The 14,069-nt window shown below is 61.9% G+C and carries 22 protein-coding genes; 16 read left to right on the top strand and 6 right to left on the bottom strand.

Features of this window, described 5'->3' with window-relative positions:
* Positions 1–8: 8 nt before the first annotated feature.
* The 4 genes from FJ974_RS21075 to FJ974_RS21060 all read right to left on the bottom strand — a co-directional run bounded on the left by FJ974_RS21075 (position 9) and on the right by FJ974_RS21060 (position 1,973).
* On the bottom strand, positions 9–314 hold the full coding sequence (locus FJ974_RS21075; RefSeq protein WP_127293368.1) for a hypothetical protein: 306 nt from the start codon (positions 312–314) through the stop codon (positions 9–11).
* 190 nt (positions 315–504) lie between these two features.
* The gene (locus FJ974_RS21070; protein WP_140539293.1) at positions 505–774 is read right to left on the bottom strand and encodes a hypothetical protein; all 270 of its coding nucleotides are present in this window, start codon (positions 772–774) and stop codon (positions 505–507) included.
* A gap of 232 nt (positions 775–1,006) precedes the next feature.
* Positions 1,007–1,525, bottom strand: coding sequence for a hypothetical protein (locus FJ974_RS21065; protein ID WP_140539292.1), 519 nt, complete (start codon positions 1,523–1,525; stop codon positions 1,007–1,009).
* A gap of 124 nt (positions 1,526–1,649) precedes the next feature.
* Positions 1,650–1,973 carry a hypothetical protein gene (locus FJ974_RS21060; RefSeq protein WP_140539291.1) on the bottom strand — a complete coding sequence of 108 codons (324 nt, stop codon included), beginning with the start codon at positions 1,971–1,973 and terminating at the stop codon, positions 1,650–1,652.
* A gap of 572 nt (positions 1,974–2,545) precedes the next feature.
* On the opposite strand from FJ974_RS21060, the gene FJ974_RS21055 reads away from it, so the two are divergent.
* The 8 genes from FJ974_RS21055 to FJ974_RS21020 all read left to right on the top strand — a co-directional run bounded on the left by FJ974_RS21055 (position 2,546) and on the right by FJ974_RS21020 (position 7,858).
* The gene (locus tag FJ974_RS21055; RefSeq protein WP_140539290.1) at positions 2,546–2,935 is read left to right on the top strand and encodes a hypothetical protein; all 390 of its coding nucleotides are present in this window, start codon (positions 2,546–2,548) and stop codon (positions 2,933–2,935) included.
* Positions 2,928–3,371 (top strand): hypothetical protein, encoded by a 444-nt coding sequence (locus tag FJ974_RS21050; protein ID WP_226891325.1) that lies wholly within the window; start codon positions 2,928–2,930, stop codon positions 3,369–3,371. The genes FJ974_RS21055 and FJ974_RS21050 overlap by 8 nt, the downstream gene beginning before the upstream one ends.
* Positions 3,301–4,005, top strand: coding sequence for a terminase large subunit domain-containing protein (locus tag FJ974_RS21045; protein ID WP_226891324.1), 705 nt, complete (start codon positions 3,301–3,303; stop codon positions 4,003–4,005). Before FJ974_RS21050 ends, FJ974_RS21045 begins: the two co-directional genes overlap by 71 nt.
* 191 nt (positions 4,006–4,196) lie before the next feature.
* Entirely contained in the window at positions 4,197–4,952 is a 756-nt protein-coding gene (locus FJ974_RS21040; protein ID WP_140539287.1) for a terminase large subunit domain-containing protein, read from the top strand.
* A gap of 373 nt (positions 4,953–5,325) precedes the next feature.
* Positions 5,326–5,775, top strand: coding sequence for a hypothetical protein (locus FJ974_RS21035; protein WP_140539286.1), 450 nt, complete (start codon positions 5,326–5,328; stop codon positions 5,773–5,775).
* Positions 5,776–5,935: 160 nt separating this feature from the next.
* Positions 5,936–6,703 (top strand): hypothetical protein, encoded by a 768-nt coding sequence (locus tag FJ974_RS21030; RefSeq protein ID WP_140539285.1) that lies wholly within the window; start codon positions 5,936–5,938, stop codon positions 6,701–6,703.
* Positions 6,700–7,287 carry a hypothetical protein gene (locus FJ974_RS21025; RefSeq protein ID WP_140539284.1) on the top strand — a complete coding sequence of 196 codons (588 nt, stop codon included), beginning with the start codon at positions 6,700–6,702 and terminating at the stop codon, positions 7,285–7,287. The genes FJ974_RS21030 and FJ974_RS21025 overlap by 4 nt, the downstream gene beginning before the upstream one ends.
* A gap of 229 nt (positions 7,288–7,516) precedes the next feature.
* Positions 7,517–7,858 carry a hypothetical protein gene (locus FJ974_RS21020; RefSeq protein ID WP_140539283.1) on the top strand — a complete coding sequence of 114 codons (342 nt, stop codon included), beginning with the start codon at positions 7,517–7,519 and terminating at the stop codon, positions 7,856–7,858.
* Between the two features lie 61 nt (positions 7,859–7,919).
* Here FJ974_RS21020 and FJ974_RS21015 read toward each other — a convergent pair whose 3' ends face one another.
* Positions 7,920–8,474: a hypothetical protein gene (locus FJ974_RS21015; protein WP_140539282.1), complete on the bottom strand. Its 555-nt coding sequence runs from the start codon at positions 8,472–8,474 to the stop codon at positions 7,920–7,922.
* Positions 8,475–8,715: 241 nt separating this feature from the next.
* On the opposite strand from FJ974_RS21015, the gene FJ974_RS21010 reads away from it, so the two are divergent.
* On the top strand, positions 8,716–9,117 hold the full coding sequence (locus FJ974_RS21010; protein ID WP_140539281.1) for an avidin/streptavidin family protein: 402 nt from the start codon (positions 8,716–8,718) through the stop codon (positions 9,115–9,117).
* Between the two features lie 256 nt (positions 9,118–9,373).
* On the opposite strand, the gene FJ974_RS21005 is transcribed toward FJ974_RS21010, so the two are convergent.
* Positions 9,374–9,745 (bottom strand): nuclear transport factor 2 family protein, encoded by a 372-nt coding sequence (locus tag FJ974_RS21005; RefSeq protein WP_140539280.1) that lies wholly within the window; start codon positions 9,743–9,745, stop codon positions 9,374–9,376.
* A 122-nt stretch (positions 9,746–9,867) separates the two neighbouring features.
* Here FJ974_RS21005 and FJ974_RS21000 point away from each other — a divergent pair, with 122 nt between their 5' ends.
* From FJ974_RS21000 to FJ974_RS20970, 7 genes are all read left to right on the top strand, one after another.
* Complete coding sequence (locus FJ974_RS21000) at positions 9,868–10,131, top strand: hypothetical protein (protein ID WP_226891323.1); 264 nt, start codon at positions 9,868–9,870, stop codon at positions 10,129–10,131.
* 156 nt (positions 10,132–10,287) lie between these two features.
* A complete protein-coding gene (locus tag FJ974_RS20995; RefSeq protein WP_140539279.1) occupies positions 10,288–10,479 on the top strand; it encodes a hypothetical protein in 192 nt (63 codons plus the stop codon).
* Positions 10,476–10,745 (top strand): hypothetical protein, encoded by a 270-nt coding sequence (locus FJ974_RS20990; protein WP_140539278.1) that lies wholly within the window; start codon positions 10,476–10,478, stop codon positions 10,743–10,745. Before FJ974_RS20995 ends, FJ974_RS20990 begins: the two co-directional genes overlap by 4 nt.
* 180 nt (positions 10,746–10,925) lie before the next feature.
* Positions 10,926–11,453 (top strand): hypothetical protein, encoded by a 528-nt coding sequence (locus FJ974_RS20985; RefSeq protein WP_140539277.1) that lies wholly within the window; start codon positions 10,926–10,928, stop codon positions 11,451–11,453.
* The gene (locus tag FJ974_RS20980) at positions 11,395–11,589 is read left to right on the top strand and encodes a hypothetical protein (RefSeq protein ID WP_140539276.1); all 195 of its coding nucleotides are present in this window, start codon (positions 11,395–11,397) and stop codon (positions 11,587–11,589) included. The genes FJ974_RS20985 and FJ974_RS20980 overlap by 59 nt, the downstream gene beginning before the upstream one ends.
* A 335-nt stretch (positions 11,590–11,924) precedes the next feature.
* A complete protein-coding gene (locus FJ974_RS20975) occupies positions 11,925–13,733 on the top strand; it encodes a portal protein (RefSeq protein ID WP_226891322.1) in 1,809 nt (602 codons plus the stop codon).
* Entirely contained in the window at positions 13,730–14,053 is a 324-nt protein-coding gene (locus FJ974_RS20970; protein ID WP_140539275.1) for a hypothetical protein, read from the top strand. The genes FJ974_RS20975 and FJ974_RS20970 overlap by 4 nt, the downstream gene beginning before the upstream one ends.
* The last annotated feature ends 16 nt before the right edge of the window (positions 14,054–14,069 follow it).

Raw genomic sequence — 14,069 nt, 5'->3', positions numbered from 1 at the left:
CGCTTTCCTCACATCTGGTCGTTGTAGGGTTCCTTCATCTGCCCGACCATGCGCGCCAGTTTCGAGAAGGACGGCATGTCGGCCTCCGGCTGGCACTGGTTGGCGAGTTCGAGCAGCCGGATCGGGAAGTTGACGGCGTCGCGGCTCGAGGCCGACATGCCTTCAGAGCGTTCCTCGCTGGTTTCGCTGGCTTCGGCCTTGCGCAGCGCGATGTCGATCTCCTCGACGCTCAGCACGCCCTTGCGCACCAGCACCTGGTTGATCGATGCGACGGCCATCAGGAGACCCTCGAGCTGCAGATTGGCGACATTCATGGCTTTGCTCCCATTGACCGGGTTGAAACGCGCAAGCGGCAGTTACGATCCAGGACAGGTGACCCGGTCGAATGCGAAGCCAGCCCTGAAGCATCTCGCGTGAAAAAGATTCACGCGAGATGCTTCAGGTTTTTGATTTGAAGCATGTCTTTGTCCCGAAACCGCTGCACACACTTTCGGGAGACATGCTTTAGGCCTCCATCCAGCGCTGGCCGTATTCGGCCCAGAGCCGCTTGATCTCATAGCCGCCGAGCGGCGGTGTCGAGCGGTCGCCATAGGAGACCGTGACGGCACTGAGGTCGTACTGGCCGTCGGCCTGGACGACGAAGCGGATCGCCTCGCCGAGCGGCCTCGAGTGGAAGATCGGATCCGCCTGGCCTCTGCCCAGGCTGCGAACGCCCGAAATGCTTGCTGGCACATGCCGCATCCGAAAGACGGATGCCATGGCAGGTCTGTCCATGCCCGCTCTCCGCGATTCCCTTGCGGAATGATTCCATAAGGGCGGGCTAATGACCAGTCCCGAGCAATTCCAAGAAAAGCGCGCAGACGTCAGGCTCGGCGACTTCGCCGTAGCCTTCCGTCCGCAGTTGCGTCAGGCAAGGAGACCAGATCCACGCGACAAGGCCGGGCGCGAAAGCCCGGCCTTGTGATGTTTGCGAGGCGGCGAGCAGAACTTGCCCCGCCTATCGCGCCTAGTGGCTCCATAGGCGACGAGACGGCATGCTGTCTCGCATCTGGCGGAACCAGTCGCGGTCCGGCTCCGAACTTCTGGCCATGGTCAGCCCGACCAGCAAGCCGAACAGTCCGCCGATCACCATGGCGGTGGAAAAGGTGCCCGGGTTCTGCTGCACCGTTTCCGACACGCTGTGCGCCTGGCTGCGCAGCTGCCTTGCGGCGCGCGAGGCGCGCTGGGAGGCGTCGTCGTATAAGCCATGCGCCCGGTCGGCGGCGCTTTCGTACCAGCCATGGGCCGTCCCGGCGGCCTCCTCGGCCTGGTTGGAAAGCGCACGGTTCAGCCGGCTCACCTCGCGCTTCAGTTCCGTGATCTGCTTCTTCATCGCCGCTTCCGAGGCGCCGGAAGCACGCGCGCTGCCACGTGAGGCGCTGCGGGCCGCGCTGCTGCGCGATGCGTTGGTCTGGCTCTTCGAGCTGCCGTTTCTCGCTTGGGCGGTATTGGTTTGGTTGCCCGGGGTGCTCTCGTTATCTGCCATCGGGTCTCTCCTTTTTCAGGAGCAACGGGCACGGCCGTCCATGGTTCCCTGAGCCGGTTCAAAAGCAAAGGCCGCGAAGCATGCTCCGCGGCCTTTGTTCGGCAATGAACGTAACCTGGTCGAGCTACTTGCCGCAATTGCTGTCATTCACCGTCGGCGCGGTCGTGCCCTGCGCCGTGCTGTTGGCGTCGCCCTGCGCGCCCTGCGGGTTCGTCGGGCAATTCCGGTCGGCGTTGGAATTCATGTCGCCGGTGGTCACGCTGCCGGTCGTGCCCATGTCGGGTGAGGCCTGGTCAGGCGACGGAGTGGCAGGCGTCTTCGGCTCCACGGTCACTGTCTGGCCACTGCCCGGTGTGCCGGACGCGCCGGCGGCCGGGGCGTTCTGGGCCATCGCCGCCGTGGCGAGACCAAGCGCGAGGACCGAAGCCGTTAGGATTTTTGTGAGCATTGATCTTCTCCTTCGTTGCGAGACGATTCTCCTTCGTCGGAGATGGTTGTCGCGATGCGACTATGGTTAGAACCCGTCGGACCAAGGTTGGTTCCGCCAAAAATTCAGCCTGATTTCCGCTGGAAAATCAACGCATTCGGGTAAGTAGTGGGCAGTCGCCGAAGTGGGGTGGCAGGCACCGATAGGAAAAATTTCCTTGAAAGCTATTGCCGGGTGAGGGCAGCTCTGCTATGATTTTGCTCATGGTGCTGATTTGCGCCAACGGCCCGCCACCCGGCGGGTTTTTGTTTCCGACGCGGAGCCATCCAAAGCTGCAAAGCTGGCGGGACAGCGCACCCTCCGTCCTGCCGGACATCTCCCCCACGAGGGGGATTAGCAGCGTGGCTGGCGGCGTTTTCCTTTGACGCTGGCGATTGGCGAAAGCGGTCGTGACATCTGATCTCCCCACCTGTGGGGGAGATGGCCGGTCCACCCTCCGCAGCTGCAGCGCAGCTGCTGCGGAGGACGGGCAGGCCAGAGGGGGCGCGAAGGAATGCGACCCTTCTAGTTAATCAGTTGAGCCCGAGAGTCCCATGCCGCGCTATGCCACAATCATCACCGCCGATGACGGTCACGAGGTCGTCAGTGCCATCGGCGAGTTCGAAGGCCTGCCGCGTCGCGCCGGCTGCGTCGAGGAGATTGCGCCCGGCGTGCGCATCGGCATGGTCCGCAGCGGTTCGGTCGAGGGCGTCGCAGGCTTCGGTTTTCCGCATCAGGGTATCGACGCCCGGGCGATCGGCATCGTCACCGCAAAGCTGAAGGCGGGATCAGAGCCCGGCCCGCTCCAACAAGCCGCGTCGTCCGGCGAACCGGCCTCGCCGAAGCCGCGCCGCGCAAAGCCGCGCAAGAAGCCGGCGCGCCGTAAAGCCGGCAAGGCACGGGCGGCTGCAAAGCCGGCATCCGATGCGGTGGCTCGTGGCTGACGGCCCGGCGCGCCGCACGGCCGGCGCCAGGTCCGCGAGCGCAAAGCGCAAGCCTGCATCGTCCGTCACCGCCGCCGCCCGTGCCCGGCCAAAGCGATCGAAAAAAACGCTCGGCGATGATTTCGCCGCGGCACTGCGCGCCGATTTCCGCGCCCACGGCGCCGGCGTCATCGCCGCGGTGCGGGCAGAAAAGCCCGACCAGTATCTGAAGGTCGTGCTGTCGCTGCTGCCCAAGGATTTTTCGGCCAAGCATTTTTCGCAAGGTCTCGATGCCAACAGCAACAATCTCGAGCAGTTGAGCGATGAGGAGATCCGCAGCCGCATCCGCGGCCTCGAAGCGATCGTCAGGCCGTTTCTCGAAGGAGATGCGGGCCTCGAAGGAGATGCGGGCCTATCTGGCGCTGCTCGGGGAGGTGGAGCGCAGAAGCCGCCATAATCTGTTGGCCGCCTACCGGCCCTATGCCAGGCAGGCCGAATTCCACGCCGCGGGCGCGGCCAATCGCGAGCGCCTGTTCATGGCCGGCAACCAGCTCGGCAAGACCAGGGCAGGGGGTGCCGAATGGGCCATGCACCTCACCGGCCGCTATCCGGACTGGTGGGTCGGCAAGGTGTTCGACCGGCCGGTGCGGCTGTGGGCGGCGGGCGTCACCGGCGAAGGCACGCGCGACAACCCGCAGCGCGTGCTGGTCGGCCCGCCGCAGCAGCAGGCCGCCTGGGGCACCGGAATGATCCCGGCCGATGCCATTGCCGGCATGGTGATGGGCCGCAGTGTTCCCGGTGCCATCGACAGCGTCGTCGTGCGCCATGGCGGTGGCGGCGACGTGCAGGCGCCCGAGAGTGTCTTGTCGTTCAAGTCCTACGAGAAGGGTCGCGAGAAATGGCAGGGCGAGACGCTGCACGGCGTCTGGTTCGACGAGGAGCCGCCGCTCGATATCTATTCCGAAGGCCTGACCCGCACCAACGCGACTGATGGCATCACCATCGTCACCTTCACGCCGCTGCTCGGAATGTCGGATGTGGTGTTGAGGTTCTTGTCGGCGGGTGAGGTGGAGAGGATTGGTAAAGAGTGAGCGCCGGCTTTCCTTCTCCCCTTGTGGGAGAAGGTGGCCGAGCGAAGCTCGGTCGGATGAGGGGTGTTCCAGCTTGACGCTCACGGTCCGCAAATCGCCGGCGCAGCGTTCCTTCACGCACCCCTCATCCGTCTCGGCGCTACGCGCCGATCCACCTTCTCCCACAAGGGGAGAAGGAGAAGGCAGCTCCCATGTCCCGACACGTCACCTTCATGACCATCGACGATGCCGGGCACTATTCGCCTCAGCAGCGCGCCGCGATCATCGCAGCCTATCCCGAGCATGAGCGCGAGGCGCGCGCGAAAGGCATTCCGGTGCTGGGCTCCGGCCGCATCTTTCCGGTGCCGGAAGAAATGATTGCCTGCGAGCCGTTCCGGTTGCCGCGCTGGTGGCCTAGGCTCGGCGCGCTCGATTTCGGCTGGGACCACCCGTCGGCCGCGGTCGAGCTCGCCTGGGACACCGAGGCCGATGTCGTCTACGTCGCCAAGGCGCACCGCGCCGCCCAGCAGACGCCGGCCATGCAGGCGCTGGCGCTGAAATCCTGGGGCGAATGGCTGCCCTTCGCCTGGCCGCGCGACGGCCGCCGCGAAACGCTCGAAGCCGCCGGCGTCGCGCTGGCCAAGCAATATGCCGCGCACGGGTTGAACATGCTTTCGGGCCACGCCCGCTTTGCGGACGGCTCTGTCTCGGTCGAGGCCGGGCTGATGGACATGCTCGACCGCATGCAGACCGGCCGCTTCAAGGTGTTTTCCACCCTCCATGCCTGGTTCGAGGAGTTCAGGCTTTTTCATAGAAAGAACGGTCAGGTTGTTAAACTGCGCGACGATCTGATGGCCGCGACGCGCTACGGCGTGATGATGCTGCGGGAAGCGGTGGTCGATCCGGCAGAGTTCAAGGCGGCGAAACGGCCGGTGGGACAGAGCGATCCGCTGAGAGCGTTTCGGTAGGGATTCGGCCCGGAGATTAGCCGTGGTGCCCTCGCTTCGTCATCCTCGGGCTTGACCCGAGGATCCATGCCGTGACGTCCCACGGAGTGTGGCAGAGCAGAATTCTGAACCGTTGCAACGCTTTAGCGTCACGGCATGGATCCTAGGGTCTGCGCGCGTCGCTTCGCTCCTTGCTCCGCCCCAGGATGACGAAGGTGGGGCCATCGGCGCTGCCGGCGCCTGTAATCCGCAGCATCGGCAAACTCGCCGATCTTCCAAAAATCCTCAATCCGACAAGGCCCGCGAACGCCGCAGCGTGCGCGCGATCGGCTGCGCCGTGATCGCCGCGCGCGGCCTCTCGTTTTGTTCAGCGCCAGTTCGGCCGGAGCAGCCAATGGTACACATCATTCCTCTGTCCGTTGGCCAGCGCCGGCTCGATCCCGGCAATGCGGCGCAATATCCCGACGCCTCGCCGGTCGGCGGGGCCGTCCAGCAACTTGGCGACCACTGGCAGGCTGTTGCCGAGCGCTACGAGCAGCGCATGGCGCAGCAGCAGGCGTTCGACACCGAGATCGCGGCGCGCCGGCTGGGCGCCGAGATCGCCAGCGCCGAGGCCGACACCGTGGCCAATGCGCCCGCCGACGGCGCCGGCCTGCACCACGCCATGTATGGCGAGGTCGATCCCCATACCGGGCGTGTTGTCCTGAAAGGCCGGTTCGATACGCTGTTCGACAATTTCCTGAAGCAGGCGCCGCCCGAGCTTCGCCCCGGCCTTGCGGGCCGCAAGGAGGCGCTGCGAGATCAGCGCCAAGCCGAGGAAGACAGTCAGCCGCCAACTGCTTGAAATCGTCGGTTGGTCCGCGCTCGTCCTGGTCGGATTAACCATCGCGGGAATTACCTAACGGAGGAGGTGGGCTAAAACGTCGATTTCTCGCACAAGAACTCACCATTTGCTAAGGCGGAGTTGATGTAATAGGACAAGATCGCCTAGGGAAATGGCAAGGGTGGGGGATTCTTTGTCGGCCTTTAACGAAATCCATGCGCTGCAATTTGCGTGGTTCACGCCTGAAGACAAAGCCACGAAGGACATCGAAACCACGTTTCGTAGCGTGACAGGACTCGATCCCGACCAGGTGCAACGACAGCGTCCGCCGGCGACACCAGTGCCGATCCTTGTCGCTTCTGCTACCCAAAGTACGACCGGGACACAGTTTAGGATTCAGGTCGTTCCTGGGCGAGTGGATTTGTTCATTGAGCCACTATCGAATGATCCCCTGCAGTTCCCGTATTTCAGCGACTTCGGAATAATTCCAGAAAGCCTGGCAAAAGCCAAATCTTTTTGCCAGTTCACCGGCTCTAGTACAGTTCGACAGTCATTTATTGTGAGGCTTGCCAAGCGCTTGCCCGACGCATCCGCCTTCGGGCCTGAATTTCGGAAAATCCTCGGGGTCGATTACGACCTTGGTGGAGCCTCCGACCTTGTCTTCCAATTCAATAAGATTGTCAGACTGGGGCAATACGACATTAATCGCGTTCTCAGGTGGGCGGCTGAAATTGCCCAAGTTCAGCAAGTTTCTTTCGCTGCCGGGTCTCAAGGGATTCCTGCAGGTGCTGTTGTTGGCACAGCTCACATGGTGTCCTATGTTATGGACATAAATACCGTGCCCAATGGCAAATCATTCGATGCAGGTGGGCAGATTTCGGTGCTGGAAAAGTTGGGTAGTGTTGTGCAGCGGTGCGTAGCCTTTGAGAGCGTTGGAGACGTCAAATGAGTGGCGTGACACCCTTCTTTCACATGGAAAGCTATCCTCTCGATATCCAAAGCAGCCATCATATTGCTAGTGCGAGTTCCGTGTTTCTGTTGGGCGCGGTTGCCAGCCTTGTAGCAGCGACGCCGGCCGCCGCGACTCCCTCGTTCTATGACGCTCCGAGGATAGTGCTTTATTCGGGTGCAACTTCGACGAACGGATATCTGACCGATCTCTTTCGCCGCGCTGCCTATGTCAACGTGCACAACGTGATCGAAACTATGGCGGCGATCCCGGTCGACGAAGATTATCACATCGACGAGGCAACTGCTGAAGGCGCTCATTTTGCGCTGTCTCTCCTGTACATAATGGGGATTGCGGTGCCCAAGGTCTTTTCGCACGACTCAGAATCGGTGACATTCAGTTGGGCGCGCGGCTCTGATCGGCAGTATATTACAGTTTCGGAAGGGGTCGCCTCGTTGCTCCGGACCAGTTCAACCAAGAGCGAGATTCTGGAACATTCGTCTCTGCATGAGCCGTCGATCGTTGGGCTTCTGAAAATGGCGGGGGAGTATGGCGGCGGAACCGAGTTTGTTAGGCAGCAATGAAGTCGTAGCGAGATGTGCCATATTTCCTCAATTTTCCGATCCGGACGGAAATCGGGAATCCTTCGCATTCGACAGACTGCTCTATTTCAGAGAACCCAAGGCAAAGACCGTTCCCAGAACGTGGCTCCTCTCGGTTGGTTGGCGCGCTAACCTCCCGGCTGAGGCTGACGTACACGCCTACGGGTGCAGAACAGCGGCGAACAGCAATGAGCGCCGAGCCGAGGAAGCCTTGGAAAAGGGTCAGGCGATTGTCCCGCTGCAGGACACGGTTCACTATCTCGGCTACTACGAGTTTCCGGTCTCGGCTGCGGTTGACGCAGCCAATGATGTCTACGACGCCTATGCCGAGCACGCACCTGAAATGGGCGAGAACGCTCATTCGCACATTGTGTTTCGGGAGAAGACCGACCTTCCGAAAAATCCGCCGAAGAGCGCGCGACGGACGGAGATCGTGGATGCAATTTGGCGGCGATCAAAGGGGCCTGTAAGGCACATCTGCCCCGTTGACGAACCGCACCGCTCCTACCTGGAGAAGATTCCGCTGGGCCAGCAGCCAAAGATTGAAGAATAGCCTGAAGCGACTTAGATCCCCCTTCATCCCAGCGCCACCGCTACGGCCGAAGCCGCGCTCGTCACTTTTCTAAGCTGACATCATCGATATCGAACAAGGGTCCGGCATAATTTGGAGCAACGCCAGCAGAAAACTCGATTGTTTTCTCCCCCTCTTCCGTTTTAGCAATATGCACAACGATCTCGCACTTAGTCCAGATCGTATAGTCCTCCTGCGACGGCAGCATTTTTGCAAAAACTATTTTGCCTGCGATTTTCGCAATGGCCGGAGTCATTCCATTTGCGATTTTCCGGGGAAAATACCAAAAGGAAAAGCTATAAAAGCCCTCTACCAATTTCACCGTTTGGCTTACAGTCCCGGCACCCGGTCCTTGCCCACCAACAGTCGCGGCAAGCAATCCTGAGTGCGGTTTGTCGTTGACTGCTCCGTTCCCTGTGAAAACCCAAGGAACGCAGCCATCAGCTTTCTCCTTAGCGCAGCCGGGATCCTCGAAGCCGCCATTACTGATGAACTCAGTTCCATTTGCATCATAAGCGACGAGAAATGTTGCGAAAAAGGCGCTGCATACAACAACTGTCCGTGCAAGCAGGCGGCGTATTGTCGAAGAGCCTTTCATTGCACTGGTCTCCACCCATCAGGCATTGCAGGAACAAATTAGCGCGCGCATGCTCCGCAAATGTCAATGGAATTCTGTCGTCCGCAGGCCCCGATCACAATTGAAAGTCTAGCTCCGTTTAACGTGAACCTGGGGTTACGCTGGCATCGCTGTGACGCATATTTAGCTCCGCATTGAAAGTAGTTGAACCCGAAGCCGCCAAGTGTCAGAGTAGCAAAACTGTCGATTTCAGGGGGCTGGCATGAGACTTGTCGCGTTGACGTTCATATTTTTGTTCGGTTTGGCGACGGCTGTATCGGCTCAGTCGCTTCAACCGGGGACCTCGTGGGTAAATGAAGGCGGCTCAGAATTCACGATCTCTGCCGTCGGAGCCGATGGTGCTTTGTCAGGGACGTATGTGAATAAGGTCTCCGGCTTCGACTGTCAAAACGAGCCGATGGCTGTAAACGGATGGGTAGATGGCAATCTGATCAGCTTCTCGGTGCGCTGGAAAAATGCCAATAAAGACTGCGCTTCGATCACGACCTGGACGGGCTACTACGCTTCGAACAAGCTCTACACTGATTGGGATCTAGTCTACACCGCCTCGGATACCGGGCTGCCCACCCATCTCAAAAAGAGTAACGTTTTCCATCCGAAGTGAAGTCGTCAGTCTGCCACGAGGAGACGGGCGCTCCTTGACTTCGATATCAATTCCATTGAACCCGTCGCTAATGTGAAGTCCACTTGGGAAATGCATAACATCAAGCCGAGCGAAGCTCAGCTCCCCATGCCTACCCACGTTATCCGCGCCACCTGCACAATCTCTCCATCGCCGCCAATCTACACCCCGGGGACCGGTCGAGATCGGCTGTCATCCTAACCGCCGGTCGCGGGCGTGCGGCGCCATCGACCAGCTCTTACTCCACGATTTTCCAGTAAGAATCCTTACGGATCACCTTGCCGTCGCGAAACGTGTAGAAGTCACAACCCCGGACTTCCTTTCTCGTCCCGTCGCGAGAGGTCCCGGTGAGGAGCCATTTCGAGATGCCGGTATCGGCGGCTGCATCGACGAAATGCTCGCAGTTGCCATAGTGGACATCGGGCAGGCCCTCGAAGCGTATGGCGAGCGCAGCTCGGACGTTTGCCTTGCCTTCGAAGCGGGAACCCCAGGGCTGGCTCCCCCTCGGCATCTCCAGGACGCAGTCATCGGCAAAGCATGCCATGATCCGATCGAGATCGTGGGCGTTGAAGGCGTCGCATAGCTCCATCAGCGTCGATCGAATGTCCATTCCCCGTCTCCTCCAGTCGGATAGCCGATAATGTGCACGTTCGATCATCGAAGTAGGTCACCGGCGGTCATGCCGGTCAAGGCCTCCGAGGTCGCCGGAAACGCATTCTGACTGCTCTGCCCATGTCCATCCGTATCATCCCCGCCACCTTGCGCGACCTCTCCTACATCGCCGCCAACCTGCGCCCTGAAGACCGCGCCGAGATCGACTGCCAGCTCGACCATTGGTCGCCGGCGCTGCTGGCGCTGAGCGCGCTGCAGGGCTTTGCCTATGTCGCCGAACTCGACGGCAATCCGGAGGCAGGCTTCGGCGCCGCCGAGCAGCGGAGCGGACTGGGAATTGCGGTGACAGTGCACTCGTTCTCTGATGCGATTTCCGCTTGTTGAAATCCGCTATTGTTTCAGATCGACGAACGGAAATAGTGCACTGCCGCCGTAATTCGAATCTTCAAAGCCGGCTCTATCTTTCCACGTCAGCACGTTGCGTTTGGACACAGCAGGCGGCAATAGAGAAGCATTCCGGTGGGAAGATTGAGGGTAAACATGGAATCGGAAAATACACTTCTCGGCTACATCATATCGTGGGTGCCATTCCTGATTTATCTGATAGCCCAGCTGTCGGTATCGATCTGGCTCACCTTCAAGCTGATCCGCGTTCAACAGGCGATGGTGCGGGCGCAGGAAGGCATCTTGGCCAAGCTCACCGATTTGCAGAGAGATTTGCAAAATAAATGACAGCAGCTGCCCGGAATGAAACGAGTTACTACTCGTACGTATTCTATCTCATTGGCCTCGCCTTGGTAGAGATACGGGCAACGGAAGATTTGGAAATTGCGCGAATTTTGGCGGATATATTCCACAACGTTCCGGCAGAAATATCGGCTGGCTCATCAATCGAGGAGATTGAGGCCGAGATGATCGTCAAGGCAGAACGTCATGGCCGTTCAGCAAAAATCTCGTCCATGATCGAGCATGCAAAACGCCGATATAAGGGCCTCTAGCTGCTGCCTATCGCTTCGTCATCCTCGAGCCTGACCCGGGCCTGACTCCGAGGGTCCGTGCCGTAGCTTCTGAATGTCTGCCTCGCGGCCTCTCGTCGATCAAGGTCACGGAATGGATCCTGGGGGTCTGCGCCGCGTCGCTTCGCTCCTTGCTTCGCTCTAGGATGACGAAGGTCTCCAATGCCCATCCACATCATCCCCGCCACCTTGCGCGACCTCTCCTACATCGCCGCCAATCTGCGCCCCGAAGACCGCGCCGAGATCGACTGCCAGCTCGACCATTGGTCGCCGGCGCTGCTGGCGCTGACGGCACTGCAGGGCTTTGCCTATGTCGCCGAGCTCGACGGCAATCCGGAGGCAGGCTTCGGCGCCGCCGAGCAGCGGAGCGGACTGTGGATCGCCTGGAGCTGGGGCACGCGCCGGATGAGGCGCTGCGTGCCCGGGATCACGCGCTTCTTTCACGCCGTGCTCGGGCCACAGGTTGCGGCGCGCGGCGCCTGGCGGGTCGAGGCGAGGGCGCTTGCCGCTAATGAGCTCGCGCTGCGCTGGCTGGAGAGGCTGGGCGCCACCCAACGCTGCCGCCTGCCGGGCTACGGCAGGAACGGCGAAGATTTCTTCCTCTATGACTGGACAAGAGAAAGCTGGAACCATGTGCCTTTTTCAAAAACCGCCGGAACTGAAACCGCTGCCCACGCCGCCGGCCGCTGAAGACAAGGACGTGCAGGCGCGGGAAGCCGCCTTGCGGGCTGAGCTCGAACAGCGCCAGGGCACGCTGAGCACGGTGAAGACCGACCTCGCCCCCGGCGACCTCGCCGGCCGCCGCCGCGTGCTGCTCGGAGTCTGACTATGACCGCGATGAAACGCAGTTTTCGCCGGCGGGTGCTCGACTGGTGGTATTGGCGAAAACACGCGCGGCTGGTGAAAAAGCGTGGATAATCTCCCCCCTTGAGGGGGAGATGTCGCCGAAGGCGACAGAGGGGGTCGCCGCGCGTGGAGCGCGACGTCCTTTTTGTCCTCAAGCGCCGCTTCTTCTTTCATATGCGTTGCCGCGCCGGAAAGCGCCGCGTCAGGTCGTCCCGACCCCCTTTGGCCTGCCCGTCCTCCGCAGCAGCTGCGGAGGGTAGACCGGCCATCTCCCCCTCAAGGGGGGGGGATTTCCAAGCTTCAACGAGGCAGATCATGACCGATTCCCGAGCCCGCGATATCCTGTCGCGACAGGCCGAACTTGAGACCGAGCGCGCCGCCTACGAGCCCGTCTGGGAGGCGGTGGCGGAGTTCTGCGATCCGGATGCGCCCGACATCTGGTCGGGCCGCCGCACGAGCCGCACGGACAGCCAGGCCGGGCGGCAGGAGCGGCGCGGCAGCCGTGTCTACGCCAACACCATCAACTCCGCCGCCAACCGGCTCGCCGCTGGCCTGGAAAGCCTGATCATCCCGCAGTCCGAGAAATGGCACGGGCTGACCACGGCCGAGATGAACGACGAGGAGACCGACGAGGAAAAGCAATGGGCGGAAGCGCTCCGCGATTTCCTGTTCGCGCTGCGCTATTCCGCCAACTCCAACTTCGTGCCGGCGACGCAAGCCTGCCTGCGCAATGTCGTGCGCTACGGCCCGGCCTATCTCTATGCCGAGGAAGGCTTTGGCGGCACGCTGATCCGTTACGCCTCGATCCCCGTCGTCGAAGGCTATCTGTCGCGCGACCGCTGGGGCCAGGTAGATATCTTCCATCGCCGCTACGAGCGCACGGCGCGCCAGGCGGCGCAGCTTCTGGGTTACGAAAAACTGCCGGCGCGCATCAAGGCTCTGGTCGACGATCCCGCCAAATGCGAGGAGAAGGTTTCTCTGATCCAGTGCATCGAGCCGCGGGACGAGCGGCGCATGTATCGCTCGGGCGGCTCTTACCAGTATCTCGACGCGGCCTTCGCCTCCTACCACGTCATCGAGGACGAGGAGGAGATCGTGCGCGAAAGCGGTTTTCGCACCTTCCCGGTCTCGACCTTCAACTGGCGCCGTTATGAAGGCGATGCCTATGGCATCTCGCCGACCATCGAGGCGCTGACCACGGTGCGCGAGGAGAACGCCGTGCGCCGCTCCGGGCTGCGCGCCCTGCAGCAGATCACCGATCCGCCGACGGCCTCTAAAGCCAGGCTCGACTATGTGCCGGTGCTCAATCCCGGCGAGAACTATCCGGGCCTGATCGACGACAATGGCCGGCCGCTGATCCAGCCGATCGCCACCGGGCAGAACCCGAGCTATGCCTTCGACTATGCGGCGAGCCGCGCGGAGGAGATCCGCGACATGATGTTCGTCAACCTGTTCCAGACGCTGGTTCAGAACCCGCAGATGACCGCCACGGAGGCCCTGATCCGCCAGGAAGAAAAGGGCGCGCTGCTCGGGCCGTCGGGCTCGATCATCCAGGCGGGCTTTGCCGCCAATCTCGACCGCGAGCTGTCCATCCTCGAAGACAAGGGCCTTTACGACGAGGACAGCCGCTTCGCGCCGCCTCAGAGTCTCGCCGGCAAGGCGGTGCGGCCGACCTTCACCGGCCCGCTCGACGTGCTGCGCCGCTCGGCCGAGGCGCGTGACACCATCCAGGTGGTGACCACCGCCATGCAGATGGCGCAGTTCGATCCCGGCATCATGGACAATATCGACGGCGACGAGGCGATCCGGGTCGTGCAGAGCGCCGGCCGCAGCCCGCAGCGCATCTTCCGCCGCAAGGACGAGGTGGAAGGTCTGCGCGGAGCCAGGGCGCACGCGCAACAAGCGCAGGCCGGCATGGCGGCGATCGCCGCCGCCGGCAAGGTGGCGAAGGACGCGGTGCCCGCCGCGGTGCAGGCGCGCGACAGCGGTCTGCTCGACAGCCTGCAGGCGATGATGCAGGGCGCCCAGGGTGGGGCCGGTGGCGGCGGCGCTGCTACTGCAGCCGCCGCACAAGGCGCGATGCCCGGCGCACAGGGCCCTGGCCCCTCGGGTGGCGCCGCATGAGCCGCAAACGCTTTGCCCGGCCATCGGACGCCGGCGGCCCTTTGGCCGCGCGCGAGGCGCTGACGAAAGCCTATCGCCGCGTCTTCTCCGGCGAGGACGGCGAGCTTGTGCTGGCCGACCTCACCGCCACCACCGGCTACTACCGCCGCCCCTCCTATGGCGATTGGCTGGCGCGCACGAAAACGCCCGAAGGCTTCGAGTTGCACAGCGCGCTGAGCAATGCCCGCGCCGAAGTGGTGCAGCACATCATGGGATTTCTGACGCTGGAAGACGCCGACCTCGCCGCGCTGGAGAAAGCGGCACGGGCTGAGGAGAGGTGAGGCGCTGAGGCTGCCA

The organism is Mesorhizobium sp. B1-1-8 (assembly GCF_006442795.2).
Classification (GTDB): Bacteria; Pseudomonadota; Alphaproteobacteria; order Rhizobiales; family Rhizobiaceae; genus Mesorhizobium.
This window is presented reverse-complemented; position numbering and strand designations above follow the sequence as displayed.

Excerpts from the sequence above, each read along its gene's own strand:
- FJ974_RS21075 (WP_127293368.1), bottom strand. The coding sequence starts at position 314 with ATGAATGTCGCCAATCTGCAGCTCGAGGGTCTCCTGATGGCCGTCGCA.
- FJ974_RS21070 (WP_140539293.1), bottom strand. The coding sequence starts at position 774 with ATGGACAGACCTGCCATGGCATCCGTCTTTCGGATGCGGCATGTGCCA.
- FJ974_RS21065 (WP_140539292.1), bottom strand. The coding sequence starts at position 1,525 with ATGGCAGATAACGAGAGCACCCCGGGCAACCAAACCAATACCGCCCAA.
- FJ974_RS21060 (WP_140539291.1), bottom strand. The coding sequence starts at position 1,973 with ATGCTCACAAAAATCCTAACGGCTTCGGTCCTCGCGCTTGGTCTCGCC.
- FJ974_RS21055 (WP_140539290.1), top strand. The coding sequence starts at position 2,546 with ATGCCGCGCTATGCCACAATCATCACCGCCGATGACGGTCACGAGGTC.
- FJ974_RS21045 (WP_226891324.1), top strand. The coding sequence starts at position 3,301 with ATGCGGGCCTCGAAGGAGATGCGGGCCTATCTGGCGCTGCTCGGGGAG.
- FJ974_RS21040 (WP_140539287.1), top strand. The coding sequence starts at position 4,197 with ATGTCCCGACACGTCACCTTCATGACCATCGACGATGCCGGGCACTAT.
- FJ974_RS21035 (WP_140539286.1), top strand. The coding sequence starts at position 5,326 with ATGGTACACATCATTCCTCTGTCCGTTGGCCAGCGCCGGCTCGATCCC.
- FJ974_RS21025 (WP_140539284.1), top strand. The coding sequence starts at position 6,700 with ATGAGTGGCGTGACACCCTTCTTTCACATGGAAAGCTATCCTCTCGAT.
- FJ974_RS21015 (WP_140539282.1), bottom strand. The coding sequence starts at position 8,474 with ATGAAAGGCTCTTCGACAATACGCCGCCTGCTTGCACGGACAGTTGTT.
- FJ974_RS21010 (WP_140539281.1), top strand. The coding sequence starts at position 8,716 with ATGAGACTTGTCGCGTTGACGTTCATATTTTTGTTCGGTTTGGCGACG.
- FJ974_RS21005 (WP_140539280.1), bottom strand. The coding sequence starts at position 9,745 with ATGGACATTCGATCGACGCTGATGGAGCTATGCGACGCCTTCAACGCC.
- FJ974_RS21000 (WP_226891323.1), top strand. The coding sequence starts at position 9,868 with ATGTCCATCCGTATCATCCCCGCCACCTTGCGCGACCTCTCCTACATC.
- FJ974_RS20995 (WP_140539279.1), top strand. The coding sequence starts at position 10,288 with ATGGAATCGGAAAATACACTTCTCGGCTACATCATATCGTGGGTGCCA.
- FJ974_RS20990 (WP_140539278.1), top strand. The coding sequence starts at position 10,476 with ATGACAGCAGCTGCCCGGAATGAAACGAGTTACTACTCGTACGTATTC.
- FJ974_RS20985 (WP_140539277.1), top strand. The coding sequence starts at position 10,926 with ATGCCCATCCACATCATCCCCGCCACCTTGCGCGACCTCTCCTACATC.
- FJ974_RS20980 (WP_140539276.1), top strand. The coding sequence starts at position 11,395 with ATGTGCCTTTTTCAAAAACCGCCGGAACTGAAACCGCTGCCCACGCCG.
- FJ974_RS20975 (WP_226891322.1), top strand. The coding sequence starts at position 11,925 with ATGACCGATTCCCGAGCCCGCGATATCCTGTCGCGACAGGCCGAACTT.
- FJ974_RS20970 (WP_140539275.1), top strand. The coding sequence starts at position 13,730 with ATGAGCCGCAAACGCTTTGCCCGGCCATCGGACGCCGGCGGCCCTTTG.